Annotated in this window: 19 protein-coding genes and 2 pseudogenes; 9 read left to right on the top strand and 12 right to left on the bottom strand. The window is 63.6% G+C overall.

The features are described from left to right. Positions 1-17: 17 nt before the first annotated feature. Positions 18-803, top strand: a complete 786-nt coding sequence (locus tag OKW27_RS12605; protein ID WP_429333647.1) for an enoyl-CoA hydratase/isomerase family protein — start codon at positions 18-20, stop codon at positions 801-803. Between the two features lie 52 nt (positions 804-855). Beyond that, a complete protein-coding gene (locus tag OKW27_RS12610; protein ID WP_429333648.1) occupies positions 856-2,925 on the top strand; it encodes an acetyl/propionyl/methylcrotonyl-CoA carboxylase subunit alpha in 2,070 nt (689 codons plus the stop codon). A gap of 33 nt (positions 2,926-2,958) precedes the next feature. Here OKW27_RS12610 and OKW27_RS12615 read toward each other — a convergent pair whose 3' ends face one another. The 3 genes from OKW27_RS12615 to OKW27_RS12625 all read right to left on the bottom strand — a co-directional run bounded on the left by OKW27_RS12615 (position 2,959) and on the right by OKW27_RS12625 (position 5,750). Next, positions 2,959-3,750 carry a phosphate/phosphite/phosphonate ABC transporter substrate-binding protein gene (locus tag OKW27_RS12615; protein WP_429333649.1) on the bottom strand — a complete coding sequence of 264 codons (792 nt, stop codon included), beginning with the start codon at positions 3,748-3,750 and terminating at the stop codon, positions 2,959-2,961. A 17-nt stretch (positions 3,751-3,767) separates the two neighbouring features. Next, positions 3,768-4,046, bottom strand: a complete 279-nt coding sequence (locus OKW27_RS12620) for a DUF1488 family protein (RefSeq protein WP_018423012.1) — start codon at positions 4,044-4,046, stop codon at positions 3,768-3,770. Between the two features lie 411 nt (positions 4,047-4,457). Then, on the bottom strand, positions 4,458-5,750 hold the full coding sequence (locus tag OKW27_RS12625; RefSeq protein ID WP_429333650.1) for a cation:proton antiporter: 1,293 nt from the start codon (positions 5,748-5,750) through the stop codon (positions 4,458-4,460). A 771-nt stretch (positions 5,751-6,521) separates the two neighbouring features. On the opposite strand from OKW27_RS12625, the gene OKW27_RS12630 reads away from it, so the two are divergent. From OKW27_RS12630 to tssJ, 3 genes and pseudogenes are all read left to right on the top strand, one after another. After that, positions 6,522-6,818 carry a hypothetical protein gene (locus OKW27_RS12630; RefSeq protein WP_090806660.1) on the top strand — a complete coding sequence of 99 codons (297 nt, stop codon included), beginning with the start codon at positions 6,522-6,524 and terminating at the stop codon, positions 6,816-6,818. Between the two features lie 1,378 nt (positions 6,819-8,196). After that, a pseudogene (gene tssG / locus OKW27_RS12635) lies at positions 8,197-8,874 on the top strand (type VI secretion system baseplate subunit TssG); the annotation flags it as partial. Between the two features lie 23 nt (positions 8,875-8,897). After that, complete coding sequence (gene tssJ, locus OKW27_RS12640; RefSeq protein WP_429333651.1) at positions 8,898-9,419, top strand: type VI secretion system lipoprotein TssJ; 522 nt, start codon at positions 8,898-8,900, stop codon at positions 9,417-9,419. Positions 9,420-9,432: 13 nt separating this feature from the next. Here the strand turns inward: tssJ and OKW27_RS12645 are convergent, their stop codons facing one another. From OKW27_RS12645 to OKW27_RS12655, 3 genes are all read right to left on the bottom strand, one after another. After that, complete coding sequence (locus OKW27_RS12645; RefSeq protein WP_429333652.1) at positions 9,433-10,026, bottom strand: ParB-like protein; 594 nt, start codon at positions 10,024-10,026, stop codon at positions 9,433-9,435. Positions 10,027-10,250: 224 nt separating this feature from the next. Then, the gene (locus OKW27_RS12650) at positions 10,251-12,011 is read right to left on the bottom strand and encodes a tannase/feruloyl esterase family alpha/beta hydrolase (RefSeq protein WP_429333653.1); all 1,761 of its coding nucleotides are present in this window, start codon (positions 12,009-12,011) and stop codon (positions 10,251-10,253) included. Positions 12,012-12,070: 59 nt separating this feature from the next. Further along, positions 12,071-12,304: a hypothetical protein gene (locus OKW27_RS12655; RefSeq protein ID WP_187610729.1), complete on the bottom strand. Its 234-nt coding sequence runs from the start codon at positions 12,302-12,304 to the stop codon at positions 12,071-12,073. Positions 12,305-12,319: 15 nt separating this feature from the next. Between OKW27_RS12655 and OKW27_RS12660 the strand changes: the two genes are divergently transcribed. Further along, positions 12,320-12,610, top strand: a complete 291-nt coding sequence (locus tag OKW27_RS12660; RefSeq protein WP_410451207.1) for a DUF4148 domain-containing protein — start codon at positions 12,320-12,322, stop codon at positions 12,608-12,610. A gap of 102 nt (positions 12,611-12,712) precedes the next feature. On the opposite strand, the gene OKW27_RS12665 is transcribed toward OKW27_RS12660, so the two are convergent. The 4 genes from OKW27_RS12665 to OKW27_RS12680 all read right to left on the bottom strand — a co-directional run bounded on the left by OKW27_RS12665 (position 12,713) and on the right by OKW27_RS12680 (position 19,270). Continuing rightward, positions 12,713-14,959 (bottom strand): sensor domain-containing protein, encoded by a 2,247-nt coding sequence (locus tag OKW27_RS12665; protein WP_429333654.1) that lies wholly within the window; start codon positions 14,957-14,959, stop codon positions 12,713-12,715. Positions 14,960-15,259: 300 nt separating this feature from the next. Further along, positions 15,260-16,621, bottom strand: a complete 1,362-nt coding sequence (locus OKW27_RS12670) for a metallophosphoesterase family protein (RefSeq protein WP_429333655.1) — start codon at positions 16,619-16,621, stop codon at positions 15,260-15,262. 213 nt (positions 16,622-16,834) lie between these two features. Beyond that, complete coding sequence (locus OKW27_RS12675; RefSeq protein ID WP_429333656.1) at positions 16,835-18,127, bottom strand: NRAMP family divalent metal transporter; 1,293 nt, start codon at positions 18,125-18,127, stop codon at positions 16,835-16,837. Positions 18,128-18,436: 309 nt separating this feature from the next. Further along, the gene (locus OKW27_RS12680; protein ID WP_429333657.1) at positions 18,437-19,270 is read right to left on the bottom strand and encodes a class II glutamine amidotransferase; all 834 of its coding nucleotides are present in this window, start codon (positions 19,268-19,270) and stop codon (positions 18,437-18,439) included. A 178-nt stretch (positions 19,271-19,448) separates the two neighbouring features. On the opposite strand from OKW27_RS12680, the pseudogene OKW27_RS12685 reads away from it, so the two are divergent. The 3 genes and pseudogenes from OKW27_RS12685 to OKW27_RS12695 form a co-directional block, all read left to right on the top strand. Next, positions 19,449-19,591: pseudogene (locus OKW27_RS12685) on the top strand (nitrate reductase); the annotation flags it as partial. A 249-nt stretch (positions 19,592-19,840) separates the two neighbouring features. After that, positions 19,841-20,512 (top strand): SagB/ThcOx family dehydrogenase, encoded by a 672-nt coding sequence (locus OKW27_RS12690; protein WP_429333658.1) that lies wholly within the window; start codon positions 19,841-19,843, stop codon positions 20,510-20,512. Between the two features lie 258 nt (positions 20,513-20,770). Beyond that, positions 20,771-21,664: a class I SAM-dependent methyltransferase gene (locus tag OKW27_RS12695; protein WP_184062804.1), complete on the top strand. Its 894-nt coding sequence runs from the start codon at positions 20,771-20,773 to the stop codon at positions 21,662-21,664. 6 nt (positions 21,665-21,670) lie between these two features. Here the strand turns inward: OKW27_RS12695 and OKW27_RS12700 are convergent, their stop codons facing one another. After that, entirely contained in the window at positions 21,671-21,982 is a 312-nt protein-coding gene (locus OKW27_RS12700) for a hypothetical protein (RefSeq protein ID WP_429333659.1), read from the bottom strand. Positions 21,983-22,505: 523 nt separating this feature from the next. After that, positions 22,506-24,653 carry a molybdopterin-containing oxidoreductase family protein gene (locus OKW27_RS12705; protein WP_429333660.1) on the bottom strand — a complete coding sequence of 716 codons (2,148 nt, stop codon included), beginning with the start codon at positions 24,651-24,653 and terminating at the stop codon, positions 22,506-22,508. Positions 24,654-24,754: the final 101 nt, after the last annotated feature.

Here is a 24,754-nt window from a genome sequence, read left to right on the forward strand (position 1 = left end):
GCGAAGGAGTGCTACGCATGCAATACGAAACGCTGAAGGTCGAGTTTGCCGGCCAGATCGCGACGGTCACGCTCAATCGTCCGGACGTGCGCAACGCGTTCAATGAAACGATGATCGCCGAGCTGACTGCCGCATTCACCGCGCTCGACACGCGCGACGACGTGCGCGCGGTCGTGCTCGCCGCGAACGGCAAGGCGTTCTGCGCGGGCGCCGACCTGAACTGGATGAAGAAAATGGCCGGCTACTCGGACGACGAGAACCGCGCCGATGCGATGCGGCTCGCCGGCATGCTGTCGGCGGTGTATCGCTGCAACAAGCCGGTGATCGCGCGCGTGAGCGGCGACGCATACGCGGGCGGCATGGGCCTGATTGCCGCGTGCGACATCGTCGTCGCGGTCGACAGCGCGCACTTCTGCCTGTCCGAGGCGCGGCTCGGGCTGATTCCCGCGACGATCGCGCCATACGTGATTCGTGCGCTCGGCGAGCAGGCGTCGCGGCGCTACTTCCTCACCGCCGAGGCGTTCGACTGCGCGACCGCGTTGCGGCTGGGATTGGTCAGCGAAGCGGTGAGCGCCGAGCGGCTCGATGCGATGGTCGCGCAGCTCGCGCAGACGCTGTGCGCGAACGGCCCGCAAGCGGTGCGCGCCTGCAAGCGGCTCGTGCAGGACATCGCGGGCCGAGAGTTGAGCGACGCGCTGATCGAGGACACCGCCGTGCGGATTGCGAAAACGCGGGCCGGCGCAGAGGGCCGCGAAGGCGTGTCGTCGTTCCTCGAAAAGCGCACGCCGGGCTGGCGCAACTGACATGCTCCGCTAACAACCATCGCCCCGTACCGCCCATTTCATCGAGACACTCATGTTCAACAAGATCCTGATCGCCAACCGGGGTGAAATTGCGTGCCGCGTCGCGGCGACCTGCAAGCGGCTCGGCGTCGCGAGCGTGGCCGTCTATTCGGACGCCGACGCCAACGCGAAACACGTCGCCGCCTGCGACGAAGCGGTGCATATCGGCGGTTCGACGGCGGCGCAAAGCTATCTGCGCATCGAGCGGATCATCGAAGCCGCGCGCGCGACCGGCGCGCAGGCCGTGCATCCGGGCTACGGCTTTCTTTCGGAAAACGAAGACTTCGCGCATGCGTGCCAGGCGGCCGGCATCGTCTTTATCGGACCGCCGGTCGAAGCGATTGCCGCGATGGGCTCGAAGGCCGCCGCGAAAGCGCTGATGCACGCGGCCGCGGTGCCGCTCGTGCCCGGCTATCACGGCGACGACCAGGAGCCGCAGCTGTTGCAGCGCGAGGCGGACACGATCGGCTATCCGGTGCTGCTGAAGGCGAGCGCGGGCGGCGGCGGCAAGGGCATGCGCGTGGTCGAGCGCAGCGCGGACTTCGCGGCCGCGCTGCTGTCGTGCAAGCGCGAGGCGGCGAGCAGCTTCGGCAACGATCGCGTGCTGATCGAGAAGTATCTGACCCGGCCGCGTCACGTCGAGGTCCAGGTGTTCGCCGATCAGCACGGCGGCGCCGTTTATCTGTTCGACCGCGACTGTTCGGTGCAGCGGCGTCATCAGAAAGTGCTCGAGGAAGCGCCCGCGCCGGGGCTCCCGGCCGAGGTCAAGCGCGCGATGGGCGAAGCGGCCGTGGCCGCCGCGCGCGCGGTCAACTACGTTGGCGCGGGTACGGTCGAGTTCATCATGACGCCGACCGGCGAGTTCTATTTCATGGAGATGAACACGCGGCTGCAGGTCGAGCATCCCGTCACCGAGATGGTGACGGGGCAGGACCTCGTCGAATGGCAGTTGCGCGTTGCCGCGGGCGAGAGTTTGCCGCTCACCCAGCAGCAGTTGAAGCTCGACGGCCACGCGATCGAGGCGCGCATTTACGCAGAGCATCCGGCGCGCGGCTTTCTGCCGTCCACCGGCACGCTCAAGCATCTGCGCATGCCCGAAGGCGTCGAGTTCGCGATCGACGCGGCCGGGCTCGGCGAGCCGGGCCGCAAGGCGCCGGTGCGTATCGACAGCGGCGTGCGCGAGGGTGACACGATCACGCCGTTCTACGATCCGATGATCGCCAAGCTGATCGTGCACGGCGCGACGCGCGAGGAGGCATTGGCGCGCCTCGCGCGTGCGCTGCATGCCTGCGAGGTGGTCGGGCCGCACACGAACGTCGAGTTTCTGCGGCGCATCGTCGCGAGCGAACCGTTCGCGAGCGGCGAGCTCGACACCGGTTTGATCGAGCGTCATCACGACGTGCTGTTCGCGCCGGCACGGAAGCCGTTCAAGGAAGCGCTCGCGCTCGCGTGCGCCGCGTTGTTGACGCGCGAGGGCGGCACCGCGCACGGCGCGTCGCCGTGGGACGCCTTGTCGCACTGGCGGCTCAATAGCGGCTACACGCAAACGCTCGGCTGGCGCGTGATCGACGACGGCGCCAACGACGACAGCCCCGACGCGTTCACGGTCGTTTTCGCGCGCAACGGGGACACGCAAGTGCTCGTGCAAACACTCGAACACGACGGCGTGCGCGAGGACTTCACATGGTCGGTCGGCGCGGGCGCCCATGAATTCCGCGCGACGATCGGCGATGCGCGCGTGACGGGGCGTGTATTCGTCGACGGCGACAGGTTCCACGTGTTCTGCCATGGCGAGACGCTCGGATTCGAATGGCAGAACCTGCTCGCGCATGCCGCGGATGCCGAGCACGGCGAAGGCCGTCTGACCGCGCCGATGCCGGGCAAAGTGATCGCGGTGCTGGTCGAACCAGGCGCGGTGGTCGAGAAGGGCGCGCCGCTGATCGTGATGGAAGCGATGAAGATGGAGCATACGATCGGCGCCCCGGCGGCGGGCACGGTCGCCGAGGTGCTGTATGCGGTCGGTGATCAGGTCACCGACGGCGCGCAACTGCTGGTGCTGGAGGTGCAGCAGGCGGGTGAATAAGCGCGTCGAGTGGCAGATGAGCGAGTAGGTGAATCAAGCGAGCCGCTCGTAGCCCGCGGCGCGCGCTTCGCTTTCCAACTCGCCGATGCGCGCGTAGTCGGTCAGCGGCAACGTCGAAAAACCCCTTAAACGCAGGCGTTTTGCGCGCTCGGGGCGCACGCTCAGCGCCTCGTTCAACGCGTCGCGCAACGCGGCGATCGTGGCCGGCGGCACATTGGCCGCGGCGATCAGCGGCAAGCCCGGCGAGGCGGCGGTCATGCCGATCGCGCGCACGCGCCCCGCGAGTTCCGGCAGCACGTCGCAAACGAAGGCGAAGGTCACGCAGTCGATCGCGGCGACGTCCGCGCGATTGTCCGCGACCGCGCGCAGCGAGCCGAGATGCGAGCCCGTGCGCAGCACCGCGCCGAAGAACATGCCGGCGCGCGCGAGCGGCGCGACCGCGTGACGAAATGCGTTCATGCCGCTGTTCGAATCGTCCTGGTTGTAGGCGGCGCGTGCGCCTCGGCACGAGGCGAGTGAGTCGAAGCGCGCGTCGGCGGGCGTGACCAGTACGCTCGAGTAATGCGCGCCGTCGCAGCCGGGCGCATCGAAACAGGGTGTCGCGACCAATTGCACCTGCGCGTGCAGCCCCTGCATCAGCGGATAACCGCAGGTCTGGGAAATCAGCAGATTCGGGCGCCGCCAGAAGCCGTGCAGTTCCTCGTCCGGTTCGACGATGCGGCACGCAGGCTTGACCCGGCGCAGCACGTCGTCGAGCCACTCGCGCCATTCGAGGTCGAGCGCGGGTGTCACGTTGTACATCGGCAGGGCGGCGATCCAGCTCATGAAGGCGTTTCTCGCGCCTAATGTCTGACCAATTTGAATTCGTCGAGACCGAGCCGCACCGGCTCGCTCGGCGTGAACTGCCATCGCTGCGCGGCTACGGAGAGGATCTCGTCCTGCGCATCCTCGAACGCGACCAACAGGTCCTGCTTGCGACGACTCACGGCGCCACAGAACTCGACCAGCGCGTCGGCGCTGACTTCAAAGATCTGCGCACGATCGTCGCAGCACACGCGGAACGCGACCGTCGCGCATTCCGTCACACAGGGCCGGAACCCTTCATCGACATAGACCGACATGGCGAACTCCTTCGGACGCCTGAATCGACAGAATGACAAACCGCGCCTGCCAGGTATGTGGGAGAACCGGCATTGACGGCCAAATGCCCGGCGCCGCGGCAGGCGCGACGGTCCGGAAGCTGGCGGAAAGTAAGCCAGAAACTGGCGGCGGACTCGTTGAAGTCCGAGCCAGGGCCGCGGCGTGAACCGTGGCCGGAGGGAGACGGCGGCGGTTCGAGTCGCCATCGGTCTCGCCTGCTGGTGGGCCGCCCCGGGTCAGAATCGCGGCGGCACTGCTCAGAAAACGCTTAAATCGTGCGCTCCAATCCAATGTCGAAATCGACGCGAGAGCCGCTCGCGCCGGTCTCGGACTGTGTTTGGATTTTCTCACCAATCTCGCGGTGCAGATCGGCGTAGGTATCCACTTTACGATTAGCGCGCGTTTTGTGCAGGCGATGCGTCCGGCGGGGCTGGCCGGGTTGCGTGAGCGGCCGGGATATTGAGCCGACGGATCAGCGGGCCCAATGTCGTTGCCTGAATCAGTAGGCTGAATACCACGACGAGATACGTGACGCCGATGAACATTTCGCGCCCGTGAAACTCCGGCAGCGACAGCGCGAGCGCAATCGAGATGCCGCCGCGCAGTCCGCCCCACGTCAGCACGACAGCCGAATGCGGACTGAGCCGCCGGAAGTTCTGCAGCGCGAGCAGCGGAATCGCGACGCTGACGCCGCGCGCGAACAGCACGACCGGAATCGCCGCCAGCCCGAGCCAAACGATCTCGACGCGCAGCGACAGCGCAATGATTTCGAGTCCGATCAGCCCGAACAGCACGAGATTGAGCAACTCGTCGAGCAGGTCCCAGAAGTTGAACAGATGCTCGCGCGTCTTCTCCGACATCGACGTCGACGCGCCGTGATTGCCGATCACGAGCCCCATGATCACGACCGCGAGAGGCGCTGACACGTGCAGCGCTTCGGCGAGACTATAGCCGCCGGTCGCGAGCGCGAGTGTGATCAGGATTTCGACTGGATAGCTGTCGATACCTCGCAGCAACAGCGACGCGCCGAAGCCGAGCGCCGCGCCGAGCACGAGCGCTCCGGCGACTTCGCGCAGCAGATCGAATGCGATCGCGCCCCCGGAAAACTCGTTCGCGCCGGTCGCGAGTCCGACTAGCGTGACGAATGCGACGACGGCCGTGCCGTCGTTGAACAGCGATTCGCCGGTAATCTTGGTTTCGAGGCTTTCGGGCGCCGCCGCGCGCTTGAGCACGCTGAGTACCGCGATCGGATCGGTCGGCGAGATCAGCGCGCCGAACACGAGACACCACAGCAGGCTCACCGGCTGGCCGAGCCATTGCGCCGCGTAGTAAAAGCCGAAGCCGACCACCGCGATCGAAATCAATACGCCGATCGTCGCGAGCATCAGCACCGCGCGCCGCTGCGTGCGCATCTTCGACAGATCGACGTGCAGCGCGCCGGCGAACAGCAGCAGACTTAGCAGGCCGTGAAACACGATGTCGGCAAAATCGATCTGCACGACGATCTTGCGCGCGGCGATCGCCATCGCCGGATAGTAGAACCCGAGCGCAGAAATGCCGACGCAGACGACGAGCCCGACCGCGGTGATGCCGAGCGTGTCGGGCAACCTGATGAATCGATAATTGAGGACGCCGAACAGCGCGACGATGGCGAACAGCGCACCGGCAATCTGGAAGACGCTCATCGTGCACGCTCCCCCGCTTCGCGGCGGCGCGAACGCGTGATCACGGTGGCACCGAGGTAGCTTGCGCGACAAGGCATAAAACAGGCAGGCAGAGAATGCCGACACAATTGCGATATTGAACCAGCGAGATGTTTCACCAGCAATTCCTTATTCAGGCTCATTCAATCCGATAAGCGATCTGCGGTCTGTAATGACACGATCTTTGCCGCTGGCGATCGAGCGACGTACCGGGACGGACGCTTTATTCAAACGCAGCGGACGATGCGGCCAGACGCAGCGTACTTTTTATTGGACCACGAGCGGATGACGGCGAACCGGGCGGAGCCAGGCTCGCCAGACGGGCGCCACGATGGGCAGTGGCAGTGTTCGGACTACCGAAGCGCCGGAGGAGTTCCGGTCTTTATTTTGGGATATAGCTTTTTATTTCGAGATGGTTCGCGGGGCTTGATTCATCGAGGCTATTCAATCGAATCTGAATAAACGGTATGAATTTGTAATCCGAATTTGCCAGTCCGATGACTTCACATTGCATGGAGCCTTGTGATTCATTGTTCCAAAATCTGTAAAGCATATATCTAATCTCACAGTAAAACTGTTTTGCTCGTCATTGAGCATGGTTGACGCCGGAATTGGCAGGTCGAGAGCAGGGCAAGCCCTAGCCGGGAATTGCCGAGGATATGACAATTGTTGACAAACGCGAGTCGAGAATGATGCAGCATAGATACATGGCGAAATGCTGTTATGTAGCAATGGGTGAAGACGGAGAAGAGCATGGAGCAAACCTATCGTTATCGGGGATTCGACATCGTGGTCAACGCGTTGCGCGCGACCGATATGTCCACCCGTGTCGGCAGTGCCACGGCGCGGCGCGCGTACGTGGCGAGCGTCACGTTGAAGACGCGGCTGATCGGCGACGAGTGGTCGACCGCTTTCCGGGTAGCTTCGGTGCCCGGTCGTTCGTCGACCGATCTGCGGGAAGTGCTGGCGGCTGGATTCGCGGCCGCCACTCGGGTCGTCGACGACGTGGTGAGCGTGATGGGCGATGGGTTCGCGCGCAAGGCGGCCTGAGTTCCACACGGGGCGCTCGGCGCCGTGGTGCCACGCGGCAGCGTAATCGCGCACAGGGGTGCCCAAGCGGTCCCGGCGTTTCAAAGCGCTCGCGATCGTTGACCGTCGACTACGGTTGTCGGTCGTGGCGAGCGTCGAAATAACCACGCGTATCCCCGCGGTGCGTGTGGGTCCCAGGCAGGGCGTGTTCGTCTCCTCAGCGTCCTGTTGTTTTAATCCCGCCCCCCTGTGCGGGATTTTTTTTGGTGCGCCAGGCATGGCGCGTAGCGCCGTGACTGGCGCTGTCCGACCCGCTGTGGTGGCGAGCCGGATGACTTGGGGGTGAAAGTCCTCTGCACACCCGGCAAGGGGAAGTGCTAGCTGAACGGCAAGGGTGTCCGTCGTAAGGCGGAATCTGAAGGAAGCCGCAGGCAAAATGCTGGCCTGACGAACAGGAAGCGGATATCAGGCGGTGTGGCGGGGTGAGCAGTCCAAGATCTGTAAAGCCCAATACTTGCACGGAACGCCACGACGTAGATCCGACAGGCATAAGCAGGAAGGTCGCGCGCATTACCCTGGGAGCCCCGTCAGTCTGCCTTGTGCTACTGGCATCGCAAGGTGCCGGGATGGGCTGGCGGGAGTCAGCAGAGGCCATAGTAGCGGCTCGGAACCGGAGCAGTGAAGGGCCGAACCTGACGAGAGTGGATAGTCACGCGTGCTCTCTGAGCGTTTGGGCACAAGTCTCGGCACAGCCGGGAGCCTGCGATCAAACTTGACGGCCGGAAGCCTGAGAGAGGTTGGGGTGTCCATTGAACGACAGGCGACACGACGAACGAAACGAAGCTCGCTGGAGCAATCCAGTCGTCAGGAAACGCCGGATACGTGATCCGTACGTCCGGTGTTGTGGGAGGACGGCGGGGGCAACCCCGCCTCCTACCCGATTCAGTCGACATTGCGGGCGCTCGGTAATGCACTGCCACATCCGCACGAAAAAAGCATGTTTAGCTCGCGATTTATGTCGGCTGCGTGAAATGCGGGTGAAAAAGCAAGCGGAACAAATAATGCTTATTTGAAAATCCTTTCTGTTTGCCGTTATTGTCTCCGTGGCGGGGACGGTTCAGACCGATAGTCCCGATCCTCATGAACGGCCCGCGCGCATGAATGCGGCGGACGGCACACTGGCCACGTGATCGCTTGCTAATGGAGCAGCAAGGAAAAAAGCCTCGAACACGAGGCGTGATCGAGGCTGCCGAAGGACAGACTCAATGCCTGTCCGGGAAGGTCGATCGGACCCGTGATCGACCTTGCCCACTATAGCCAGTTATCCGCCGAGCAACTGTGAACAAATGTCGCGGTCGAATCGACCGGCGAATTCGCGAATAAATCTGAATCGTAGCGTCGGATTCGATTAGCAGCGCGCACAGGCTTTCCGGCGGGCGAGATCGCCGCAGTCGAATTCGCTGCTGATCCGGATTCCCTGGTCAATGCCGCGGCGCCGACCGTGCGCACGACGTTCATGGGTCTTTACGGCGTCGACGCGGCGATGCCGTCGCACATGATCGACGAGATCGTGATGCGCGAGGAAGGGCACGAAGCGGTCGAGGCCTTTCTCGATCAGTTCAATCATCGTTTCGTCACGCTGCTGTATCGGGCGTGGAAGAAGTACCGCTATCCGGAAAGCTTTCGCGCGGGCGGCAGCGATGCGCATTCGCGCAATCTGTTGTGCCTCGCCGGCTTTGGCTGGGGCAACAAGCCGCAACGCGCCGGCTTGTGCGATTCGCGGATGCTCGCGCTGCTCGGCCTGCTGATCCAGCGAACGCGCACACCTGAAGGGCTCGCGGGCGTGATCGCGCTCGCGGTGCCCGGCGCGGACGTGCGCGTCGATGAGTTCTTTCCCGCGCTCGCGCGCGCGGGCGAGCCGCAGCCGCTGACGTCGTCGGCCGGACCCGCGCCGCGCCTCGGCTGGACGACCGTGCTGCCTGCCGTGAACGAACGCCTGATCGACGTCGCACTCGGGGTCTATCGGGCGCTTCCGAAGCCCGCCGCCAATCCGTACCTGACTCATGCCGCGTCATGAACGACGCGCCGAAAGGACCATTGATGAACCTTCGTTTTACCGTTTCCACCGTTGCGTCCGCCGCGCTGCTGTCGGCATGCGGCGCCTGGCAATCCGTATCGGACGCGTCGTCGAGCGCTTATCACGCGGTGTTTTTCAAGCAGATCAAGGTGCTCGACATCGATCTGTCCGCGCGCGAAGCGCTGAACCCCGACGATGCTGGTCGTGCGACATCGGTCGCGGTGCGCGTGTATCAGCTGAAGGACCGCAAGATGTTCGATGGGGCGTCGTACGATGATCTGCTGAAGAACGACCGCACGGTGCTCGCGCAGGACTTGCAGGCGAGCATGGCATCGGTGCTGAATCCCGGTGCGTCGGCGAGCCTGTCGCAACCGATGCGGGCCGACACGAACTATGTGGCGGTCGTCGCGTTCTATCGCAATCCGGGCAGCGGGGATGGTTGGAAATATGTAATCGAGAAGAAGACGCTCGATGCGGACAAGCCGTTGAAGATATCGTTGATGGATCAGTTTCTAGTGCCGGCGGGCAGAGCGGCCCACGATTAAGTGGGCCGCCGACTCAATCCGTGCGACCGAGATAGCCCGGTAGCCCCAATGCAGAGTCGCTCCTGGCCAGCTTCAAGGCTTCCTTGAGCAAAGCTGTGAACTTTTCGTCGCTATCGGGCTGCGGCAACGTCGCGCGAAAGAAGTCGGCCCAGCGAAATTCTTCCAGCGGGACACTGGTTTTTTCATAGCCGCCGGCATCGCGGACCGCTGCCGCGAGGCTTCGGTATTCATCGTCCTTCATTTCCCACACGTGCTCCGCCAATTCGGCAAACGGCCGGCGCATGCCTTGCGCGTCATACGGAAAGGTCCATCGTTGGTTTTCCATGCTGAGCCAGAACGATGCCCACGTGTACGACGAAAGATCCCGCACCAGCACGACCGGAACCGCGCGCACGCCCACCTGCCACAGCGCCGCCACCACATGGTGATGATCGATCGCGAACGGTATGCCGTTGGGTCCGCAGACGACCGGTATCGGCTTTTCGGCGATGGCCATCTCCAGGTCATGGCTGCTCAGGGACCGGTATTGGCGGGCTTTTTCGCGGACCTCCCGCGCGCCGTGGGTCATTTGTGTGGGACGGAGCTCTTCGATTTGCCGCGTGTCCATGTCGGTCTCCTTGTCTGGATGCGTTGACGCGGCTCCCGCAAATTTCATGCCGCCGGGCGAGGCGTCGCCCACTTTCCGCCAGACGTCTACGGCGCATCGTCCACACACAGCACCGGATCGCTGACCAGACAATCCGCATCAGACGCGGCAGGCCCGGTCGATTCCGGCACGATGTCGATTCATCCAGTTAGCGCCGCGACCGGCAAGCCTCTCCATGACCGACTTCACTGCACGCAGGTAAACGAGCTCGCGCTGTTCACGTCGCCCGCGCCGTTATAGCTGGGCCACGCCGGATACTGGCATAGCGGCCGCGTGCGTCCCGGCACACCCTCCGTGTCGGTGACCACCTGGTGCGCCGGCGGTGTGCCGTGCTCGACCCAGTTCTCCAGCGTCGTCAGCGAGTCCCACGATGCATTGAACTCGGTGCCGACCGCGTGCTGCAGCCCCGGAATCTCATAGAAGCGCGCGAACGAGCCGACCGCGCCAAAGCCCATCGTCACCAGCATGCGCTGATAGTAGATCTCGGTTGCCCGCGTGCTGACGGTCTGATCGACGGTGCCGTGCGCCATCAGCAACTTGCCGCCGTGCCGCATGAAGGGCGTCAGGTTCGCATCGGTCGCGTCAAGCCCCGACAGCATGCTGACGCGGCCGGACCATCGACCGGCAATCGCGGGGTTGTACTGCAGCGAGTCTGCGTCCGGGTTGTCCATCACCGTGTAGCGGACGAAGTCGTCGGCGATCTGGCCGTCGAACATCGCGGTGCTTTGCAGCGGATACGACGGCTGCGTCGTGCCGAGCGCGAGCGTCGTGACGGTGCCTTCGAGCGGTGAACTGCCGCCCACCCCGAGATCGGCGCCATACACGTTATAGCCGGGATACAGCGTTTCGCCGCTTTCGAGCGGGTACGCAAACACGAGCGGCGTGTTCATCGTGTTCAGCGCCGCGATCTGCCGGTCCGACAGGCAGGTGTCGCCGCGCGCGATACCGCCGGCGCAACGCAAAGGCTTGCCGTCGACGCTGGCCGTCGCCGGGTTGAACGTCGCATTGCACGCCTGCACGTTGCTGATGAGACCGTCGACCACGCCGTCGAGTCCGTCGCAAGCCTGCATGACCGCGTTGAGCAGCAGCGCGCGCTGCGCTGTGTCGAGATACGCGCCGGGCGCTGCGAAGCCTTCGGTCACGCGCAATTGCTGAAGGCTCAGCGTCGTAAAGTCGTACGCGGGATAGAACGCGATGATGCCGTCCCAGTCGCGCGGCCAGCGCTGCGCGACGGTCAGCGCCTCGCGCCCGCCAGTTGAGCCGCCCGCGAAATACGCCCTGGACGGATGCGTGCCGTAATGCGCGTCGATGATCACGAGCGAGGCGTCATGCGTTTTCTTCAGCGCTTCTCCCATGAAGTTGTCGTAGGCCTCGGCGTTGACGGAGAACGCGCCGTTCACCGAACCGTTGCTCGCCTCGTGCCCGGAATCGCTCGCGAACACCGCGTAGCCGCGCGACAACGGTCCCGGCAGAGCCGCCGGCGCGCTCGGCACGTTACCTGTGATGGCGGGAATCGAGCCGTCGAACCCCCCGCCGCCGAGCATCAGGATCTTGCCGTTCCACTGGTCCGGCAACGCGACGTTGAACAGGATGTCCGGCGCGGATGGATCGACCGGATGAATCGCGCCGGCCACGAGGCAGTACGATCCGGTAGCCGTCGCGCCGCTGCCGCTCGCCGCCACCTGGGTCGTCGAGGTGACGACGGCGCCTGTCGTCGGCAGACCGATCTCACGGGCGCGGATGGTCAATCCATTCAGATTCGGACAGCTGAGTTTCGATCGGGGTGGCGGCTCGTGCCTTTTGCATGCCTCGCCCTGGCATTGTCCTGCTGTCGAACCCGCGTACGCGCCGTGGCTCCACATGGCGCACAGCGCCAGCACACAGCACGCCCCCACCCACGACGGCACGCGCCCACGCGCGCGCCACGACTCTCTGCTCAAGTTCATCGCCGTGTCTCCTTCCAATGAGGCCTGGAGACGGCACCGGACGTCGCGGCATCAGCCCCCTATGCCATGACGTACCCATGACCTTTGACCTTTGTTGTTTTTGCCAACGGCGCGGCCACCGCGTGCGCAACGCCACGTCGCGTCTTGCGCGCAATACCGCCCGACACCGCATATCCGCACTTGTATTCGATTTGGTAGAAGTCTTTCATCGGCCTGTCGATGTGGTTCCGGTCGGCCAAAATCAACCAATCAATCATAGTCGCTAACTCACGCAACGCGCGCCGAATCGTCATCGCGGGCACGCCAGAGTGTCGTACTCGCTCGACACTGCGAAGCCCGGTGCGAGGTTGATGGCCAATTCTGCGAGCCTGTATGCGCAAACTGCGTCGGAGCCCGAACCTCATCAAGTCACCCGCGCGGAAGTCATGCACGAACTCGAGGAGCTGGAAGCGGCCGGATATAACCCGTCGGTCGGCGACGACGGTTCGTATCCCGCCGACATTCAAGCTGCCGAAGCGAAGGTCGCGGCCATGCATCGAGCGGAAAGGGGCGCGGCGATGAGTGCGGGACAGAGCGGGCAACCGGTGCGCACGCATTGAGGGCAAAGGCGAGAACCGGAATGGGACCGGGTTGGCTGCGTCATCGTATGTAGGTCGAGGCCGCCAATCGCGGATTGCGCGCGGTCGTCGCGGAGCTGTTCGTCAGTTGGAGCAGTCGCTCGTTGCTCCCGCTGCGGACAAAGGCACGAAGCTTTCGCACTGAACCAGATTCTCCGCATTCATCGGCTTCGTCAAAAAGAACCCTTGCACGTAGTCGCAGCCTGCGTCGCGCAGCGCATGCAACTGTTGATTCGTTTCGACACCTTCGGCTGTCACTTTGATGCCGAGTTCGTGCGACATCTGAATGATGCCCCGGACGATCGACGCGGCCGCCGCGTCGCGTCCCAGCGTTGCCGTAAACGAGCGGTCGATCTTGACGATGTCCGGCGAAAAATCGGCCAGATAACGCAGGCTCGAGTATCCCGTTCCGAAGTCGTCGATGGCGATGCGCACGCCAAGTCGCTTGAGCGCCATCAGCGTTGCCTGCGCGAGTGAGGGGTTTTCCATCAACGCGCTTTCGGTCAGTTCGATCTGGAGGCAGCGCGGCGGCACCCGGTGTTTTCGCAGCGCCTGGTCGACTATGGCGACAAGCGAGTCATCCCTGAGCTGACGCGCGGACACGTTCACCGACATGGACAGCTCTTTCCTGCCGGCGGCCTGCCAGACGGCCAGTTGAGCGAGGGCCGCGTCCACGACCCATGCCCCGACTTCGACGATGAACCCGCTTTCTTCGAGGATCGGAATGAAGCTGCCCGGACCCACCAGGCCTCGTGCTGGATGATTCCATCGAACCAGTGCTTCGACGCCTTTCACCGCCAGAGAGGCTGGCTCATGAATACCCTGGAAATGCAGCACGAATTGGTTCGACGCCAGCGCCGTGGGCAAATTGCACTCGAGTTCGAAATCGCCGAGCACGTCGCTGGATGCTTCGTCGGCGAACCGGAAGCCGTTGCGACCGCCTTTTTTCGCCGCATACATCGCGATATCCGCGCTCGTCAGCAGCGCCTCGTGATCGCGGCCGTGCTCGGGAAAGATCGATATGCCGATCGACGCCGTGACGAATGGCGCGGCGTGGTCTTTTCGAACGTCGCTTGAAAACAGGTTCAGCAGAGACTGCGCCAGGCTCGCCAACGTGGCCTTGTCGCTCTCGCCCCTGACGATCACCGCGAACTCGTCTCCGCCGAGGCGCGCTACACAGGCATCCGGCGCAAGCGCTCCCTGAATGACTTTGGCGATGTCCTGCAACAGACGGTCAGCGGCCGTATGGCCCAGCGTATCGTTCAGGACCTTGAATCGGTCGAGATCGACGAACATCAGACTGAAGGCGACGTTCTGCCTGCAAAGCGTCTTCATCTGGCGGATCAGCGCACCCCGGTTAGCCAAACCCGTCAGGCCATCGGTGTAGGCCAGACGGTCGAGCGCCGCGAGGCGTTCCTGTTCCAGCGTGATGTCTTCGCTGACACCGACGATGCGCACCACGTTCGCGGAGCCGTCGCACACGGGATAGGCCGTGCTTCTGATCCAGCGCAGGCAACCATCCGGACGGCGGATGCGGTATTCGACGCGACCTTCCGCCACTTCGGACGCGACGCGGTTCATCTCGGCGAGCAATGGCTCCAGATCCTCCGGCACCACGAGATCGAGCCACGCGGAAGGCCTGTTGCCAAGCTCTTGAGGCGTAATGCCGAACACGCTTTCGACACCTGCGCTGACATGATGACAGTGTTCAAAATGCGAGCTATACGAATAGAACACGAGCCGGACATGCAACTCCATCTCATGCATCAATTCATCGCGTTCGCGCAGTGTCTTCAACAACTCGGATTGCTGGGTGACGTCCTCGGAAGCACAAAGCAGCGCGCTCACCGCACCGTCGTCGCCCGTCACTGGCGTGAGCGTGGAGTTCCACCACCTGGTACGCCCCCTCGTCGTCGCGCAGCTTCCAGTGAACGATGTGCTCTTGCCGGAAACGGCGCCCGCCAAAGCCTTCTCGGCCGCCGTGCGGTCCTCGCCGGTCCAGAATGCGAGCCAGTCCGCGCCGGACAGTTGCTCCGGTGACTCCGCTTCCATCAACATCGCGCCATGCTCCGACACCCGCAGCATTTTTCCGTCGGTAGCGAGCACCTTCAGGCAGTCGCGATTCGCGTGCAGAAGCCCGCTCGCCAGTGCGGTGGCGGCGCTTTGCCGCGCGTAATCCAGGCCGAGTTTGCGACGAACGATCGCGAGACCGGCGACGCCCGACACCATCGACAATGCGACACGTAGGGTAATCGCCGCTTCACCGGCCGCTTGATGCACAAGAGCACCGATGCCAACGCCGGCAACGACGGCAATGCAGAGACTCGACAACGGTATGGTCCTGCGTTAACCGTACCGCGACAGGAAATAGGAAAGAAACTGCTGGTTGCGGGCTGACCAGCCATTGGCATGTGCGTCGCTATCGACCCGGGACTCAATCGGTTTGGTTTCTTTAGGGCACGAAGCCGCTTTGAATCTCACGCTGTTCTCCGGCTACCGGGTTGAGCGACGGCTCGAACGCTGCGAGCCGGCCCCACTTTTATTATTACGGTAGGAAGTCACAAATCTTTAATGCGGGGAAACGCGCGGGAACCGCGGTTCGCATGAGATCGGGGGCGGATTGCGCGCCCATCAGCCTTGGTGGGGCTCGACCTGCGCGAACTGACGAATGCGCTGCGCAAGAGCGGGTATTCCCGAGTCGCGAGCCACGTAGTGAGCGACCTGCCGGGTGGCCAGATCGATGGTCACCTGATCGTCGGGGGTCTTCGTGTTGGGTCCGTCAACGGCGGGATGGTATTCGATACGCAGTTGCCTCGCGTTGGCGACGAGCCGTAAATAGCCGAAGTTGCGGTCGTCGTAGCTTTCGAGGACCACGGCATCCGTGTCTTTCGACGCAGCCTGGATCAGTTGCGGCGCGCGAAGGGGCGGCTGTCCGTTGGTGGTGAGTCGCTGCACGGCGTGACCGCCGTTCCCGCAAACGATGTAAGGGATGTGGGTGCCATCGGAACGGGTTCGCGTAAAGCGCTGATAGTTGTGCGCGTGTCCCGCGAGGTCGGCATGCGGCCAGATACCGACCTCATTGCAAACCGTATCGATCTGCTGTTGCATTTCGACGCTCCAGCCATGACGGCCGCGCGCCACATAGGGCGGATGGTGATGCGCGAAAAGCAGGGCGCCTCGATAGTTCTCTTTCTTCACCCGCAATAACGCCGCTTTCAGGAACTTCAGCTGGCTGTTGCCGATGTGACGGTCCGCGATCACGCCTGGGTCCTCGAGCGTATTGCTGTACAACGCAATGATGCGCACGAACGGCGCCTCGAACGTGAAGAAAACGCCTGGCTGAATTTGCGCCGTCCGTGAAAGGTTGCCCGCATCGGGAGAGACCTGGAAGCAGTCGGAGCAGAAGTTCCTCAGAAACGCCTGCAGGCTCTTCTCATGCTGCAACGGCGAAACCATTCCGTCGTGATTGCCGGCAGCGGCGAGAATCGGCGCATGATAGTTGCGGTACGGATCATAGAACTGATCGTAGTAGTACTGCGCTTCGCCAAAGCTGTAGACGATGTCGCCCAGCAGGAAGTTGAATTGCGGCACCTCGGCGGGATCGGCTTCGTCGAAGTCGCTGACCATCTTGTCCGAAACTTCATTCTGGGTGGCCGGACCTTTCGTACTGCCGCAATCGCCGGTGGCGTGAAAGACGATCTGTCCGTTCGCGCTGATCGTATCGAGGAGCTTCTGGTTGTTGTCCACCACCGCCGCAAACGTCAGCCGGGGCTCGGTGCCGCCGCGCGGTGGCGGAAACGGCAGCGCCTTCAGCTTGTGCTCGCGGTTCAGTTCGTCGATGACCTTGTAGGCTGCGGCATCGGATGCGTGCCTGACCACGAAAGTTTGCGGGTCCGGCGTGGGTTGTGGCTGCGAGAAAACGGGCGCGGCGAGAATCCTGTCGCTGCGGTTGCCGCGTGCGGCTGACGATTCATCTGAACGCTTTTTCGGCATTTGCAATCCTCCTTGATCGTCGAACGGGAGCGGCCACGCTGTTGTCGGCAAAACCGTCGGCATGTGACGGCGCTGGCGCGGGCCGGATGCACCGTTCAGACGAACCTGAAACGGGGAAGTTCAGATTCGCTTGCCGTTGCGCAACCCGTGCGGCCCGAATTGCGGCGCACCGCTGTTCCGTGCGAAAGCCGGGTTCACGGTGGCACGCGTCTGTTACGACGGTACGAACACGCCCACAGCCGCCAGCGCCATCGCGAGCGTTGCGAGCCATCCTCCCCAGGCCAGCACGCCCTTGACGGCGAACTGTCCCATGACCCGCCGGCTTCGCGCCATCAGCATCATGATGACCATGATCGGCACCGCGGTAACGCCATTGATCACCGCGCTCCAGTACAGCGCGCGGATCGGGTCGAAATGCATGAACGTGATGGCCACACCGCCCAGGATGGCCAGTGCGATCACCGCATAGAATTCACGCGCGAGCGTCAGATGCAACGCGAGACTGCTGCGCCAGCGAAAGCTGCCCGCGGCGGCGTAGGCGGCCGAGCCGGCGAGGACCGGCAGCGCGAGCAGGCCGGTTCCGATGATGCCGAGCGCAAACAGGACGTAAGCGAAGCGCCCGGCAAACGGCTCGAGCGCGCGCGCGGCATCGGCCGAGGTTTTCACGTCGATGTGATGCAGATGCAGCGTAGCCGCCGCCGTCAACATGATGAAGAATGCAATGAAGTTGGACACCCCCATGCCAACCCACGTATCGAAACGGATCCTTCGCAACTGCGCGGGCGCCTGGTGCGGTACGCGGCGCAACGGCGCCTGTTCCGGTGCCGAGCGCATTTCTTCGACTTCCTGCGACGCCTGCCAGAAGAACAGGTACGGACTGATCGTCGTGCCCAGCACCGCGACGACCATGGTCAGATAGTCCGACGTCAGCGAGATGCGCGGCAACACAATGGCGCGCGCGACTTCACCCCAGGGGACCGGAACGATGAATGCGACCGCGACGTACGCGAGAAGCGAGAGGGCGGTCCACTTCAGAACGCGCGCATAACTGTCGTAGGGGACAAAAATCTGCAGAACGACGCAGAGCGTCCCGAGGCCGACGACATAAAGGTGCTGCGGACCTGGCAGCAGCAATCCGGCCGCGGCGCCCATCGCCGACAGATCGGCGGCGATGTTGATCACGTTCGCCACGACGAGCAGGGCGACCGCGCCGTACAGCAGCCATGCTGGATAATGCGCGCGTATGTTGGACGCGAGGCCCTTGCCGGTTACCCGGCCAATCTGCGCGCTCACCAGCTGTATTGCGGTCATCAATGGATACGTGATCAGGATCACCCACAGAAGATTGAATCCGAACTGCGCGCCGGCCTGCGAATAGGTGCCGATTCCTGACGGATCGTCGTCCGCGGCGCCCGTGATCAGGCCAGGGCCCAGGCGTCTGATCCAGGATCGCTCCACGGAATCGCGTACGGCGGATTCCGGCTCGATCAATTCTTCGTCGTTCATATATGTGTCACCTCGCGGCAACGTTTAGCAAGTCGCGGGCCCGGGTGTTCGGGCCGGCGTCGCGCGGCTTCGGGAGGCGGGCATAGGAATCGGCTGCACATCATGGACGCGCTCGACGAGCGCACCGGCGAAGATGCGCAAGGCGCCTCCGCTGACAGTGCGCGGAAATGCGGGTTTCTAAACGGGAGTAACGAACTTTGGGCCGTGCCGGCGGACACCGTCACGCATGGTGTGCAAGAGGCTTCGTCCGCAACTGGATCTCGTCGATCGCGTCAGGCAAGTCTTCGAGCACGATTGGCTCGGCGCGGCTCAGTCCAGTCGCGGCTTGAACGCATACTGCCCAATCTCGCCGCCGCGCGCGACCACCGCCGTGCTCTCGGGAATTTCCTCCCAAAAGCCCGCCAAGTCTGCGAGCGGCTCGGACAACACGAGGAACGCATTCTCGCCGGCCGTCTTGATGCGCTCGTCGTCGGGATACAACTCGCGCAGATGACGGAACGACGTGCTGTGAAACAGCGAGCGCGACTGTCCTTCGCTCGAATAGCGGACCGCGATAATCTGCTCGCCGTCGGTCGCGCACACGGTCATGTTCAGCGGTTCATCCACGCCATGCCGGCGGCCGGTGGCTTCGACGAATCCGACCATCCGTTCGAGCGCGGTGACGGGCGCGAGCTCCAGCCCGAAGGTCAGCGCGAGAAAAAACAGCACCTCGGAATCGGTCGAGCCTTCGATGGACGGGAACAGATCGGGGTCGATCGTCACCATCAGGTCGCGGCGCACCGCCGGATAGTTGCGCACCAGGCCGTTGTGCGCGAACAGCCAGCGGCCGTGGCGGAACGGATGACAGTTGGTTTCCTGCGACGGCGTGTCGGTCGCCGCGCGCACGTGCGCGACGAACAGCGGCGAGTGGATTGCCCGCGCGGCCTCGCGTAAATTGCGGTCGCTCCACGCGGGCTGGATGCAGCGGTAGCGAAACGGAATGTCAGTGGGATGTCCATACCAGCCGATCCCGAAACCGTCGCCATTGGTGGTGGTGGCGCCGAGCCGGGAATGCATGCTCTGATCGATCAGCGAATGCCGGGCGTTGAACAGCACGGTTTCGAGCTGAAGCGGATTGCCGGTATAAGCGAGCCAGCGGCACATGATTGCTCTCCTGTCGGTTGCGCGTGACACTACACCACCCGCGGGCGGCGATTGTAGGACCAAAGTCCGATTGAGGCAGACACCGTACCTGTCACTATGCCAGATGGCGTTTAGGTGCTTGCGTGCCGGGCATCGCTTTGAGCTTGCACCGGCCTGATCTGACAGAGGCAGCACGCGCATGAGCCACTTTCTGGACAGGTTACGTTGCTTCACGGCCCCCCGTCCCCAGTTCTCGGATGGTCATGGTGCTGTCACAGATGAAGACGGCAATGGGAGGATGCTTACCGCCAGCGCTGGCAGCACGACAAGATAGTTCGCTCCATGGGCGTCGTCACCGGGATCGTCTGGGTTTCGCTGATCCTGACCTACCTGTCGGAAGTGCGGCGCACACCGGTCGTGGGTTCCGTCGCTTAGCCGTATTCGTGTTTGCTCGGCGCGAGTGGTCGACTGCGCCGTTGCCGTTCGATGGACCTCCCCCGCAAAAGACGAGGCGGCACATGTGCAGCACTGAGATTCGCGCAGGCTGCAGGCTCTGCCAGCCAGCCTGCTTTCTTGCTGATGGAGGTGCCGATGAAACGCCGTGAACTGTTGGTTGCGCTGGCCGCAGGCGCGCTCGCCGAGGGTTCTACCGGCCTGGCGCAGGCAAGCCAGGCGAAATTCACCGGTCAGATCGATCTGCCCAAGCCCAACCTCAAAGGCACGATGTCCCTCGAAGAAGCCATCGAGAAGCGCCGGTCCGTGCGCAGATTCGCGCCAAAACCGCTGCCGGTCGAGGCCATTGGCCAACTGCTGTGGGCCGGGCAGGGCATCACCAGCTCGGACGGCAAGCGCGCGGCTCCGGCGGCCGGCGCTTTGTACGCGCTCGAACTTTACGTGGTGACCGCCACGGAGGTGATGCACTATCTGCCTGATGGCCACCGGGTCGAGACGCGGGCGACCCACGACCTGCGCCCCGAGCTGAGAGCACTGGCGGTCAACCAGGCGTCCGTCGAGGCGGCCCCGGCCTTGCTCGTGGTGGCCGCCGATCCCAGTCGGCTGAGCGCGAGGTATGGCGGGAGAGCGAATCTGTATGCCGATCTCGAGGTCGGGCACGCGACCCAGAACATGCTGCTCCAGGTCGTCTCGCTTGGGCTCGTCGCGGTGACCGTGGGCGCCGTCGACGGGGCTCCGGCGGCGCGCAAGCTCGGCCTGCCTCACGCCCAGACCGTCGTCTATCTGGTCCCGGTAGGTTTTCCGGTCTAAGTCATTGCGTGAGAATGAAATGAACGCGCCCCACCCGCGAACGAAAGGTGCTCGATACTTTCAAACAGGACCTGGACCTCGCGTTCGATACGCTGACGGCAATAGAAGACACCTACAAGGCATCGCCCGCTCCCTGACACGCGGTCCTTCCCGGCGGGACGGCCGGCGCGGACATCGATGCACCGGCCAGCAGTGCGGCAAACGCGAACTTCGAAGGAGCGGGTATCGTGTGTGCCATGTCAACTCCGCGTGGTGCCTATGAAGCCGATTCTCGTGCGCTCGACCCTGGTGGAATATTCGAAGCGTCGTGCTGTCCGTTTCGCGATGACGGTGATCGCGACGATCATGGCCGGATGCGTTTCCTCCTCACAACTGAGCGGTCATGTCACGCCTTCGCAAGCTTCCGAGGCGAAGGCGCTCGACCTGGCGGTCGCCAATCCGCAACGCAGTCAGACCGCCCGGGCGCGCGACGTCTATCGTCACCCGGCGCAGACGTTGCGCTTCTTCGATCTGAGTCCGACGCAAACCGTGCTGGAGATCGCGCCGGGCGGCGGGTGGTACACGGACATTCTGGCGCCCTATCTGCACGACGCGGGTCACCTGTACGAAGCACAATATCTGAGCACGTCCGCGGACCTGGCCTCGGAAGACCGGTCAATCGATGCAGAGTATTTGCGTAAGCTCGCGGGCGCCCCCGCAATCTACGGGAACGTCGTGGTCGGCACATTGCACGCGGGCCAGTTTTTCGGCTTCGATGCACACGAGCGGTTCGATCGCGTGCTTACTTTTCGCAACATTCACAACTGGATCAAGGATGGGCAGCTCGATGCCAATCTGCGTGCGTTCCATGACGCGCTGAAGCACGGAGGCGAACTTGGTGTGGAAGAACATCGCGCCCGGCCCGGCTCGACGGTACAGCAGATGATCGAAACCGGATATGTGACTGAAGCTTTCGTGATTGACCGGGCACAGGCGGCCGGCTTCGTGCTCGCGCAACGCAGCGAAATCAACGCGAACGCGCGAGATACGAAAGATTATCCGCATGGCGTATGGTCGCTGCCGCCGGGCTACGCGGGCGGTGACGTCGACCGCTCGCGCTACGCCGCAATCGGTGAATCGGATCGCATGACGCTGAGATTCGTCAAGCCTTAGCGTGTTCTACGGGCGCCAGCCGCGAGCGGTAATCGGCCGACGCGTTGGGCTGCGCTCAGTTTGTTGCACGACCCGCAGTAGCGTATCGACACAGTCCAGCGCGTCCGACAGTCGCCCGAGCACGATCAGCGAGCGGGCCGCATCGAGACGACCGTGAAACATCGCGTCGCGCGGTCCGGTCCGTTCCACCATGTCGATGAGCTGCCTGATCTCGGCCTTGACCCGCGGGTAGTCGGCGGGCCAGTAGCGGGCAATCCAGTTGCGTAGTGCGCGGATCAGCACCATGCAATCGTCGTACTCGCACTGCACGCTATCCATTGTCACCCTCATTCGTATCCCGCCCGGTGCCGCAAGCGGGATGTCGACTCTTCCCAGCTCAGTCTCATTGCCTGTTCGCTTTTTGCAGATCGCACGACTCCGAAGCTCGATCGTCCATCTGCGGCCCCCATTGGGGGGAAACCACCCCCCCAATCTCGCCTGCATCTGTGAACGAAGCAAGCGGCGCGCCACGTGTCGCCGCCCGGTCGTGAGCTTGGTCCAGCCGATCGCGCGCGTTGTCGACCCGCGCCGCGAGGTTCCCGCCACGTTGACCCATTGCCAATGAAGTGACGCAGCGCGTCGACAGCGGCTGCCCGGCGGCTTCTATCGCATCCGCCACAACGGTCTGCCTGCCGCCGACGCGGGGGGCCAATGTCGCGAAGTTGCGAGAGCTGCTGGACGTTGTGTTGACGTCGAGTCTTTCGTTCGCTCACCAGATTTCGGGCAAGGCAGGACGGCCGGGTAGCTGCATCGTCGCGCTCGGAAACAAATCGTTCGATTCGAACGGGTTCTCTCTTGCGATTCAGACTACCGCTTCGATGCGTACCGGCATCGCGCTCATTACCGGCATGGCGTTGATCGGATCAAGACCAACTGTAGTGCTGAGCAACTGGTTTGGATTGGCGCCGGCGTAGGTTTCGGGCTCCTCGTCGGGCATCGGTCCCCAGCCGTGCGGGATGGACACGACGCCTCGGCGCAGTGCGGCGTCCGCTTTGACGATAGCTCGAATGCGGCCATGCGGCGAAACAATGGCCACGCACTGGCCTTCGGTCAGTCCTTGAGCAGCCAGGTCATCGGGATGCACAAAGGCCGGATTGAACGGCATGCGTCGACGGACCGCGGGCAGGTGGTGGTACATGGTGTTCTGCACGTCGCGCACGCGCCGCACCGCCAGGCGATGCGTGAACCCCGGCGGCGCCCCCGCTTCGTTCAGTACGCCCGCCAGTTCGCACTCGACGTCGTCCGGCATCACGTCGAAGCGCGCGGCGTTCCCTGGCTCGCCGGGCTGAACGATCATCGGTTCGATCTCGTAGACTTTCCCTTGTGGGTACAGCTTCAGTTCGTCAAATGAGATCGAGCCGTGGCGAACCAGGATCGCAAGCAGCTCTTCGGTGGTCGGCGCTGCGCGCATATCGAGCGGAACGTCGTCGAATATGATGGTCTTGCCCAGGCGCCGCGCCAGATCCCAGAATACGAACCAGTCGTCCACGACTTCTGATCCCTCCGGCGGCGTCGCCACGGCGGCCGAGTATTGTGCGTAAGGCTGAAACATGATGTAGGACTCATAGTCGCGCGAATGCAGGTCGGCGCGCTCGAACATCAGCTTCGGTGGAATCACATAGTGCGCGAGCCGCGCAGTGTTAGTCATGAAAGGCTCGATGCATACCAGCAGTTGCAGTTGGCGCAGCGCATCGGCGATGCGGCGCTGGTCGGGCACGGCGTCGACTGGATTGCCGCCGTCGACCAACAGCGCGCGGATCTGGCCGGCGCCAGGCGTAGTGATTTCCTGGGCCAGCGTGCCGCTCATCTTCTGGCCGAACAGCATGCCATAGCCGCCGACACGGCTCTTCCAGCCGGATTCCCAGGAACGGCGTGGCGCAATCACTTCGGCCCGGCGCTGGTAGCGTGGGGCGACTACGCCGGGGTTCGGTACAGGGTCGCCGGGGCGAGCGAAGCGGCCACACACGACGTTGAGGCATTCGACCAGATGCTCGGCCAGATTGGAGTGCGGCGCCATGTTGGGCCCGGTTCCCGACGCGGCCGAGCCACGCTTGCGGCGCAGGCCGCCGGCCTCCCGCACGGGTTCCGCGAAGGCCGCAGCGGCGGCTTCGAGCCCTTCGACGCTTACGCCGGCGCGCTGGGCGACGTATTCGGGCGTGAACGGCTCGACCGCGCGCGCCAGTCGTCGCAGGTCCTTGACGTAGCGCGCGCAGAATTCGGCATCGTGCCAGCCGCGACACAGAATGATGCGCAGCAGGCCAGCCAGGACGGTCGGGTCCTCGCCCGGCAGCACCTGCAGGAAGACATCGGCATGGCGGGCGGTCTCGGTCTCTCGTGGATCGATCACCACCAGCTTAAGGCCGCGCTCCTTCGCTTCGTGGAGCTGCTTGACCGGATTCTGCAATGCAAAATTGAACGTGGATAGCGACACCAGCGGATTGGTGCCGACGAACAATAGCGCGTCGGCGAGCGCATACGGATCTTTGCCGGCAGCCCAGCCGCCCAGTCGCTCAAATGCCACCCATTTGGCCGACTGGTCGATGGTCATTGTGGAGAAAAACGAATTCGAACCCAGCGCCGCGAGGAAGGCGGGCAACATATGATTGGCGGCGAGGTTAGAGTAGTTCATGGTGCCGCGAAAGGCTGCGACCGCATCGGGGCCGTGGCGCTCGATCAGTGCCTGGAGTTGCGCCGCGATCTCGGCCAGCATCACGTCAAGCGGCATCTGCACGAAGCTGCCATCGGGCTGCCGTTTCAGCGGGTGCAGGACCCGCTCGGCGCTGTTATGCGCCTCATGCAGATACGCACCCTTAATGCAGGCGTAGCCGCGCGTGAGCGGATTGTCGCGGTCGCCGCGCGCAGCAACGACGCGTCCGGCGTCGTCCAGGGTCAAGCGCAGTGAACAGTTGCCGGCGCAGATGCGGCAGGCGGTGACGGCTTCGCGTGGCACGGCGAGCTCCTCGTGTAGTGTGGCCCACACCTCGTAACCACCCACAACTTTCGGCGTAAAGGTTAAAGCCGTGCCGGATACCTGCGCGATGACAGAGCACC

It is taken from the genome of Paraburkholderia sp. 35.1, from assembly GCF_050436525.1.
Lineage (GTDB): Bacteria > Pseudomonadota > Gammaproteobacteria > Burkholderiales > Burkholderiaceae > Paraburkholderia > Paraburkholderia tuberum.

Excerpts from the sequence above, each read along its gene's own strand:
- OKW27_RS12620 (WP_018423012.1), bottom strand. The coding sequence starts at position 4,046 with ATGTCGGTCTATGTCGATGAAGGGTTCCGGCCCTGTGTGACGGAATGC.
- OKW27_RS12655 (WP_187610729.1), bottom strand. The coding sequence starts at position 12,304 with ATGACGATTCGGCGCGCGTTGCGTGAGTTAGCGACTATGATTGATTGG.
- OKW27_RS12630 (WP_090806660.1), top strand. The coding sequence starts at position 6,522 with ATGGAGCAAACCTATCGTTATCGGGGATTCGACATCGTGGTCAACGCG.
- OKW27_RS12605 (WP_429333647.1), top strand. The coding sequence starts at position 18 with ATGCAATACGAAACGCTGAAGGTCGAGTTTGCCGGCCAGATCGCGACG.
- OKW27_RS12680 (WP_429333657.1), bottom strand. The coding sequence starts at position 19,270 with ATGTGCCGCTGGCTCGCTTATACCGGCAATCCGCTTCAGCTCGAAACC.
- tssJ (WP_429333651.1), top strand. The coding sequence starts at position 8,898 with ATGAACCTTCGTTTTACCGTTTCCACCGTTGCGTCCGCCGCGCTGCTG.
- OKW27_RS12675 (WP_429333656.1), bottom strand. The coding sequence starts at position 18,127 with ATGAACGACGAAGAATTGATCGAGCCGGAATCCGCCGTACGCGATTCC.
- OKW27_RS12695 (WP_184062804.1), top strand. The coding sequence starts at position 20,771 with ATGAAGCCGATTCTCGTGCGCTCGACCCTGGTGGAATATTCGAAGCGT.
- OKW27_RS12670 (WP_429333655.1), bottom strand. The coding sequence starts at position 16,621 with ATGCCGAAAAAGCGTTCAGATGAATCGTCAGCCGCACGCGGCAACCGC.
- OKW27_RS12700 (WP_429333659.1), bottom strand. The coding sequence starts at position 21,982 with ATGGATAGCGTGCAGTGCGAGTACGACGATTGCATGGTGCTGATCCGC.
- OKW27_RS12690 (WP_429333658.1), top strand. The coding sequence starts at position 19,841 with ATGAAACGCCGTGAACTGTTGGTTGCGCTGGCCGCAGGCGCGCTCGCC.
- OKW27_RS12610 (WP_429333648.1), top strand. The coding sequence starts at position 856 with ATGTTCAACAAGATCCTGATCGCCAACCGGGGTGAAATTGCGTGCCGC.
- OKW27_RS12625 (WP_429333650.1), bottom strand. The coding sequence starts at position 5,750 with ATGAGCGTCTTCCAGATTGCCGGTGCGCTGTTCGCCATCGTCGCGCTG.
- OKW27_RS12650 (WP_429333653.1), bottom strand. The coding sequence starts at position 12,011 with ATGAACTTGAGCAGAGAGTCGTGGCGCGCGCGTGGGCGCGTGCCGTCG.
- OKW27_RS12615 (WP_429333649.1), bottom strand. The coding sequence starts at position 3,750 with ATGAGCTGGATCGCCGCCCTGCCGATGTACAACGTGACACCCGCGCTC.
- OKW27_RS12645 (WP_429333652.1), bottom strand. The coding sequence starts at position 10,026 with ATGGACACGCGGCAAATCGAAGAGCTCCGTCCCACACAAATGACCCAC.